Genomic DNA, 7,680 nt, shown 5'->3' with positions numbered 1-7,680 from the left:
TTTTATGGAGCGCTTACGCGCTTACTGTCCTCTTTGACTTCTGGAAAAATCAAAGACGCATTTAGCATGAGTAGTTTTACAGGCAAAGCCGAAACGGATGATAACCACCTACTGAAGTAGGTGGTTTAGGGCTGAAAAGGAAAAAGCCCAGCTAACTGGGCTTTTTATTAACGATAGATACTCATCGCAACACCTTCTCCACCGCCAATACAAAGAGCAGCGAGACCTTTATTTTTGTTATCTCTTATCAGGCTATGAATAAGAGTAACTAGGATTCGACTTCCCGAAGAACCAATCGCGTGCCCTAACGCAATACCTCCCCCATATGGATTAATTTTTTCATCAGGAATATCTATTTCCCGAGCAACAGCAATTGCTTGCGATGCAAACGCTTCGTTACACTCTAGCTGGTCTACCTCGCTTGCTTCCCACCCAGATTGGTCAATGCATTTCGAGATAGCTTCAATCGGGGCAACTCCCATCACATCAGGGCTAATGCCTGAATTGCTGAATCTGCCTATGCTAGCAAGCACCTTCAATTGGTATCTTTCTGCAGTATCACGATGACAGAGTAGCAATGCCGACGCTCCGTCATTGAGTGATGATGCGTTACCTGCCGTCACTGTACCTTGCTTAGAAAACACAGGCTGCAAACTAGCAAGCTTATCTACGCTTGTTTCTCGTGGGCCTTCATCCTGACTAAAAATACGCACATTGCCTTTTCGATCTCTCATTTCTATCGGTACTATCTCATTCGCAAACAAACCGGCTTTTTGCGCCGCAAGTGCTTTCTGATGAGATTGAAACGCGAACTCATCTTGATCGGAGCGAGTAACTTTATACTGATCGGCAACGTTTTCCGCCGTCACTCCCATGTGATAATCATTAAACGCATCCCAAAGACCATCGTGAACCAAGCTGTCGTGTAGCTCAGTTCCTCCCAATCTTTTGCCCTTTCTAGAGTTAGGTAAAATGTGGGGCGCATTTGACATACTTTCTTGCCCACCAGCAATAACAAATTCAGCTTTATCACAAGTGATTGCTTGCATCGCTAAGTCAACCGCCTTTAAGCCTGAACCACAAACCTTGTTGACTGTTAAACACTGCGTGTTATGTGTTAACCCGGCTCCAATTGCGGCTTGGCGAGCTGGATTTTGACCACAGCCAGCCGTTAGAACTTGCCCAAGGATGACGTTATCGATTTGCTCTGGTTTGACGCCTGAATCAGCCAATAAAGCTTTGATCACCAAGCTACCAAGCTTAGGTGCAGACAAACCAGAGAGCTCCCCCATAAATGCACCTGTAGGTGTTCGCTTTGCGGCAACAACAACAATGTCTTCCATTACGCGACCTCCTCTTTAAGACCCGGAAGGACTAGACCTTTCTCATTCATAATCTTGCGGTAACTTGCTAGGCCATTCATACAAGCTGGCACACCAGCATAGACAGCCATCTGAATAACGACTTCAAGCAGTTCTTCAGGCGACACTCCTACGTTTATCGCCGCTTTCATATGAAGTTCAAGCTGGGGAGTCGCGTTACCCAAGCTGATCAGGGAAGCAACTGTTAGCATTTCACGGTTTTTCAAATCTAAACCAGGACGAGCGACGACCGAGCCAAACGCGTAATCCGTAATCAATCGGGGTAAGTCACTATCGAGCTCGGAAAGTTTACTACTCACTCTTTCTGCCAAGCCATCTTCTAAGCGATTCATGACCCACATACCTCGGATTTTATTATATTTATCGTTCATTATTCATGCCTCCTGCGTTCGCTGAACATTCTCGGAATTCATCGGCACCATCGTGATAAATACCAAGGAAAGCGCCATCGCAACACCAGCAAAAATGTAGAGAAAAGATACATTGTAATAAGCAACTACCCATGCTCCTAGAGACGCTCCGAAACCAATTGCCAAATTGAAAAAGGCAACATAAAGAGCAGACGCTGGAAATGCTTGCTCTGAAGCCAGCCTAAGCACCCAAGTTTGAAGGGCTACGAAAATACAAGACGCTGTCGCTCCCCAGATAGCGAGCGCAGTGCCGATGTTAGCCTGAGACCATTGCACGTGGTACTCACCAATCAGAACCAGCATTGATGCTGCAAATAGTACAGACAGAACCGCGATCGTCTTAAGGTGTTTATCAATGAATAACGCCGTGATGACATTGCCGGCAATACCTGCGACACCAAAAACCAACAATAAAACCGGGACGAACTCTTCAGTAATGTGAGTTGAGGAATTAAGCATAGGCTCTATATAGGTAAAGGCGGTAAAGTGAGCTGATATGGTCAAAATGGTGGCAAAATAGACTTTAATCAAGGAACTCGATTTAAACACAACCTTAATCGCCCCAATACCCACACTACTCTTCTCACTAATCTGTGGGACTAAGCTAGCAATCCCAACAAGCGACAGCACGCTAAGCCCTGACATAACCATAAATGCGGAGCGCCAACCTATATGCATACCGATGTAATTTGAAATAGGCACCCCAAACACACTGGCAACGGATACTCCACCAAATACGATCGAGGTAGCTAGACCGATATAGTTAGACGGAACAATCGACGCCGCACTGACACCAATTATTGACCAAAATGCACCGTGGGCAACGGCCCCAATCACTCTGGCTAACATTAAGTTTTCAAAGGTTTCAGCACTAGCAGCAAGACCATTGGAAACAGCCAGTACTATGCTTAAAGCAATTAAGAGATTTTTTTTGCCGACCGTACCGAGAAAAATTGAAGCCACAAGTGCACTCAAAGCACCAACCCAAGCATATAAAGATACGGTCATACCAACATATGATTCAGAGGTTGCTAAGGCATTGGCTATTGGTGTGAGTAAGCCAATAGGAGCCAATTCGGTCGTGACGATGTTAAACGTCGACAAAGCTAATACAAACAACGCTAACCAGATTCGAAGCGTCATCTTCTGAGAACTTTCACTAATACTCATTATTCATTCCATATTTTTTAAAGAGTTTTCCATCCATGCTGTTTGGCATGACGAAGAAGGTGAGGGTTTTCTCCTACGCAAATCGGATTGCCTGTTGCTTCAAGCATATCAAGATCAGAGATATCGTCTCCGTATGCGTAGCAGTGATTGAGATCGATATGATGCGTTTGGCAAAAATCAGACATAGCAACTTTTTTACCTATCCCTATAGTCTGCGGTTTACCAATTTGACCGGTTAGCGTCCCTTTTTTATCTAAGATCAAAGAGGTACATAGGATATGCTCTACATTGAGAAACTGGGCAATGGGCGCCAAGATCGGCCCCATAGAGCCGGAGACGAATACCACTTGATGGCCCGCTCGTTGATGCTCTTTTAATGCAGCGACGGAAGGTTCGAGAAAGAAAAAATCATCGCAACGACTTTGAAACCATTCTTGACCAACACTCTCAAGTTCTTGGTACTGTTGTCCTTCAAACTGTTGATAGTACTCTCTGTTCAACTGTTCTCTTACAATACCCGCAGCTCTATCTGCATTGAGCTTTGCGTTGTAACTCTTAAACTGCTCAATTTGTCCGATTTTCTCACACCAAAATTCATAGAAATCAAACATGCTCTTGGTGTGAATTAGAGTTTCATCCACATCGAAAAATGCCGCGACTGTAGTCATAATCACTCCTCGTAGTTTAAGCGACGACTCTTCACTGGAAAGTCAGGCTCACTACCTACCACTCCAGCATCGGCCCAGCGGTTCGGAGCAACTTCTGTTACAGCGACAGAGATCTTATCTAAAGGTGTGCCAGTATTCTTATGCACAGCATGTGTGATGTCTTCGAGCATCCCTTTCACTTGCTCTTCGTTGTTCATTTTCCAAGTAGTAATATGGATAAAAGGCATATTAATCTTCCTTATTATTCGTAGTCACAAATTCATCAAACGATCGTTGTTGAAGCTTAAGCTGGGCGTGAATATCTCCACCGAGACCATGTAGGCCAATCGCACCGCCATAACTTTGCCGAGAGCTCATGTATAAGACGACAACATTTATTACTCGGTTACCTTCTAATTCATGAGCTGGGAAAGGATTAGGCAACTCGGCCCAAAACTGAGCACTGCCTATAGCGTCAGTAACAAAAACATTCGGAATACCTAAAGGACCTGGACGAGTCGGAGATTCCGGGCAAAGATCCTTTTCTCTTAAACTCATCACGGTGTATAGGCTATTCGGAACTAGGTTGCTAAATTGAAAGTCAAAACGAGCCAATTGCTTGTCACTCTTTAAGCTAACTACCAGCTCTCCTTTAGCTTGCAACCAATCGAATAAGTTGATTGGTGGTATATGCCGCTTACCATCTTCATGCCTATAGTCCTCAACATATCCTTCATGAAGAGGAAAGCTAGACCTCACCTCGTGACTAGCTTGCGGCCTCTGCTCTGGAGCAAAAATCATCGGATAGTTATTCGAAGGCAAAGGCAGGGGAAGTGTGAACAAAGTAATATCCTTCATCTGCTGCTCAGAAAGTTGTTCTATTGGAGTAACAATGTGATACGGTTTGATCTCGCCAAATTTAGGTAACGGAGTGTCTGGCGCGACAATCGCGCCAGACCAAGAAACACCACTATCACTTAGGATTTGCCCAACAACAACAAAGTTACCTTCTGCATCCATCACTTCTGCGGGAGGATAAAGTGGCCCTTGCGTCGTAGCCGATAGTTGGTACTTTCTACGCACAGTCTTGCTCCAGATAAAATTGGTCACTAGCGTTCACAACTACCTCAGTAGCGAACTTAGCAAGCTCTTCTTCTTTAACCTGTATTGATTTAGCAGAATAGACTGAAAAAGATACGTCCATATTGGCGCACACTGTTTGATTCTGCGTTACACTTATACGAGCTTTGAATCTTCCGCGGCGCTCATTCACATCCTTTTCAACAAACTCAAAATGTACGATTGCAGGTAGAGGGAATAGGAAATTTGCAAAGTCAATCGACATACTGTTGATGACGTAATACTTGTCACTTTGCTTTTGGTAAACAAACTCTTCAGTCACTGCAATAAAAGCTTGGCGGCAAGCCTCTACCAGCAACATCCCTTGCACATGCAGCCCAGTCTGATGGTCTCCCATCAGTTCACAGTTATCATCAATGACGAGAGGCAGTGCGTACATATCCAACTTATGGTCAACCTTTTCTGCTTGCCCAATTAGGATGTTTCGCTCGTCCCATTTATGGGTATGTCGATTTTTGTGCTCAGAAACTAGCTTTTCTACTGAGCAAGTTTTGAGCTTACTCTTCAACCTTTGATTACTGTCAATATAATCAATAATTTTCTTAGCTTTGTGCTTACAAACACCTTGCCCAATAACCAGTTCATGTTCATCAGGGAATAGATTATCAGGAAGCTTTACCAAAAACTCCAATTGAGAAATAGTTAAAGCTTTTTTCCCATTGGCATACTCTGAATACTTATCACCAACGACTACAATTTTATTAACTTTCATATTACTTTCTCTTATATTGCTCTATACAGACGTGTATATAACCCTTCATTTCCACCAGTAATATAATCATCTCCAGCTTGACGAATAATATCTTTATAATTTTCATCATTAAATGGTTTCATATATTCCTCAACATCACCATTGAATGAAGAAATAAACAAAACACCTGGCTGACCACTAATTAGTGAGTGATATGCTTCAAAGCTATTAATTTTTTCGGCATTATCTCGAACAACATTGAATATAGTTCTATCACGCCATTCAAGATAATCATCATAACGCTCTGCTGGCACTTCGACATGTCGCAACTGAACAAATTCCGTATTTGGTAAGTCAGACTCACTCGCAATAGGAGCCTCTACGAATCGAAGCAGTTCGCGTCTTATATCACCAGATAAGTAATCTTTATTAGCCTTAAATACATCAATAAGGTTTTCCTCTAAATATGAAATATCTCCAATCTCATTTATAACTTTTAGCTCTAAGATTTCATTAGTTCCATCTTCGCGGACAAAGTATCTATCAAACTCATTATTCTTGATGCTATCTATAGTTTCAACATTCATTTTTTTTACAGGGTATCGAGATACCAAAAGGTAATTTGCAGACATGCTTAACATCCATTTGATTAAGGAGATATGAATCTAACAATTATATTTATAACTGTGGAATTACTAATAATGTAATTTAACTTTTAAATCAACAATCACCTAAAAAAATCATAAATAACAATAATAATACGCACTGATTTATAAATAAATTATTATACTTAACCCAAAAAAACATTAAAAAACAAATGTATGTGAAATAAAGGAAAGCTCATCATTATTATTCGGTCACAAAGAATTAACATGGCACATCTTGCCATTAATAAATGCTTACACTTAAAATAACCATGTTTACTAACAAAAAAGCATACCAAGGTAGATTCCATTCACACCAAGAATGCGTATGTTAATTTCATCACTTTATATCAACAACCCCTTGTGAGTATTAAATATATGTTAACCAACAGTAATTTACCAACCGTAAAGCAACTTCAATGTTTTTTGGCGGTAGCACGAGAACTTAACTTTCGCAAGGCGGCTGAGAGTATAAATATGACTCAGCCACCACTGACTAGGCAGATAAGATGCTTAGAGGATTTGTTGGGTTATGAATTATTTATTCGCAATACTCATAGCGTACGCCTCACAAAATCGGGCAACGATCTCCTTGTTGAAGCAAACAAAATCTTATGCTTAATTAATGGGCTAAAAACACTTAATGCTAACAGTATTGATAAGATTCGATTAGGGGCTACCAATACTCTAAACTTCGAGAATATATCTTCAATCGCAGAAGCTTTAAGCGCTCTCGATAGGATTGAGAGTGCAGACGTACATAGCATGAACTCCAGCCAACTCATTCAAAGCTTACACAAAGGCTCCTTGGATCTCGTACTGATTGGAGAGCAGAATGTGTGTACGGAAAAAGATATTTCATTTCATTGGATATATCGCGAGCCATTGCTACTCGCTATGCCCTCCTCACACAAAGCAGCAACACAGCAACAAGTCTCACTTGAAGAAGTATCGGAATTCCCTTTATTTTGGTTTCCTTGTAGTGCCAACCCCGCTTTTTATGAAAAGTGCGATAAACTGTTTAAAACGCTACGTTTCCCTCTAAAAAAAATTAAAGAGCCAGACGATACTATCGTAATGCTCTCCAGTGTGGCTAAGGGCGACGCCATAGCATTGATGCCAAGTTCAATGTGCACTTTTTACAATGGGAATTTATGTTATAAAGAGTTGACTGACGACCATAGCAAACATCTAAACATCGACATCTATGCTGCGATTAAAAGTAACGACCAACGTCCGCACATCTTAGAGGCTATTGAAAGGCTAAGGCATGTTCATGAAGATTGTGTAAGAGAAGACTCCCCCTGACTGCGATCCAAAATCCGAGTAGGCAGTTTCCTAGGGAGGTCAATATAATCTTTGTGTCTATTCAACACCCCCTTCTAACGTTTTTAAGAAGTAAGCTGTATCACTTACCCCAAATTTACTTATATTCGATGCATATTCCTCTTTACCTTCCCTTTTTCAATCGGATAGTTCGTAAAAAAAGGGGTATTTGGTACATCCCAACTCGTCTAAAAATACTACTGACAGCAATCATCAATCATTCTGGTAGTAAAAAAGGAGGTATATTTTTCTTGATGATTAGGGCGTGTT

General features: G+C 41.6%; 9 protein-coding genes. 1 reads left to right on the top strand and 8 read right to left on the bottom strand.

Going from position 1 to position 7,680, the window contains the following annotated elements; translation table 11 throughout:
* Nucleotides 1-167: 167 nt before the first annotated feature.
* From KIV40_RS19675 to KIV40_RS19640, 8 genes are read right to left on the bottom strand one after another with little or no spacing between them, the layout of a single operon-like run.
* Nucleotides 168-1,343 (bottom strand): acetyl-CoA C-acetyltransferase, encoded by a 1,176-nt coding sequence (locus KIV40_RS19675; protein WP_285350871.1) that lies wholly within the window; start codon nucleotides 1,341-1,343, stop codon nucleotides 168-170.
* Nucleotides 1,343-1,753 (bottom strand): carboxymuconolactone decarboxylase family protein, encoded by a 411-nt coding sequence (locus tag KIV40_RS19670; RefSeq protein ID WP_285350869.1) that lies wholly within the window; start codon nucleotides 1,751-1,753, stop codon nucleotides 1,343-1,345. Before KIV40_RS19670 ends, KIV40_RS19675 begins: the two co-directional genes overlap by 1 nt.
* 3 nt (nucleotides 1,754-1,756) lie before the next feature.
* The gene (locus KIV40_RS19665) at nucleotides 1,757-2,962 is read right to left on the bottom strand and encodes an MFS transporter (protein ID WP_285350868.1); all 1,206 of its coding nucleotides are present in this window, start codon (nucleotides 2,960-2,962) and stop codon (nucleotides 1,757-1,759) included.
* 17 nt (nucleotides 2,963-2,979) lie between these two features.
* On the bottom strand, nucleotides 2,980-3,630 hold the full coding sequence (locus tag KIV40_RS19660; RefSeq protein WP_285350866.1) for an HAD-IB family hydrolase: 651 nt from the start codon (nucleotides 3,628-3,630) through the stop codon (nucleotides 2,980-2,982).
* A 2-nt stretch (nucleotides 3,631-3,632) separates the two neighbouring features.
* Complete coding sequence (locus KIV40_RS19655) at nucleotides 3,633-3,857, bottom strand: 2-hydroxymuconate tautomerase (protein WP_285350864.1); 225 nt, start codon at nucleotides 3,855-3,857, stop codon at nucleotides 3,633-3,635.
* Nucleotide 3,858: 1 nt separating this feature from the next.
* A complete protein-coding gene (locus KIV40_RS19650; RefSeq protein ID WP_285350862.1) occupies nucleotides 3,859-4,629 on the bottom strand; it encodes a hypothetical protein in 771 nt (256 codons plus the stop codon).
* Nucleotides 4,630-4,684: 55 nt separating this feature from the next.
* Nucleotides 4,685-5,461, bottom strand: a complete 777-nt coding sequence (locus tag KIV40_RS19645) for an AfsA-related hotdog domain-containing protein (RefSeq protein WP_285350860.1) — start codon at nucleotides 5,459-5,461, stop codon at nucleotides 4,685-4,687.
* A gap of 11 nt (nucleotides 5,462-5,472) precedes the next feature.
* Nucleotides 5,473-6,072, bottom strand: a complete 600-nt coding sequence (locus KIV40_RS19640; RefSeq protein WP_285350859.1) for a hypothetical protein — start codon at nucleotides 6,070-6,072, stop codon at nucleotides 5,473-5,475.
* 390 nt (nucleotides 6,073-6,462) lie between these two features.
* Here KIV40_RS19640 and KIV40_RS19635 point away from each other — a divergent pair, with 390 nt between their 5' ends.
* Complete coding sequence (locus tag KIV40_RS19635; RefSeq protein ID WP_285350857.1) at nucleotides 6,463-7,392, top strand: LysR family transcriptional regulator; 930 nt, start codon at nucleotides 6,463-6,465, stop codon at nucleotides 7,390-7,392.
* Nucleotides 7,393-7,680: the final 288 nt, after the last annotated feature.

Source organism: Vibrio sp. D173a (genome assembly GCF_030248475.1).
This window is presented reverse-complemented; position numbering and strand designations above follow the sequence as displayed.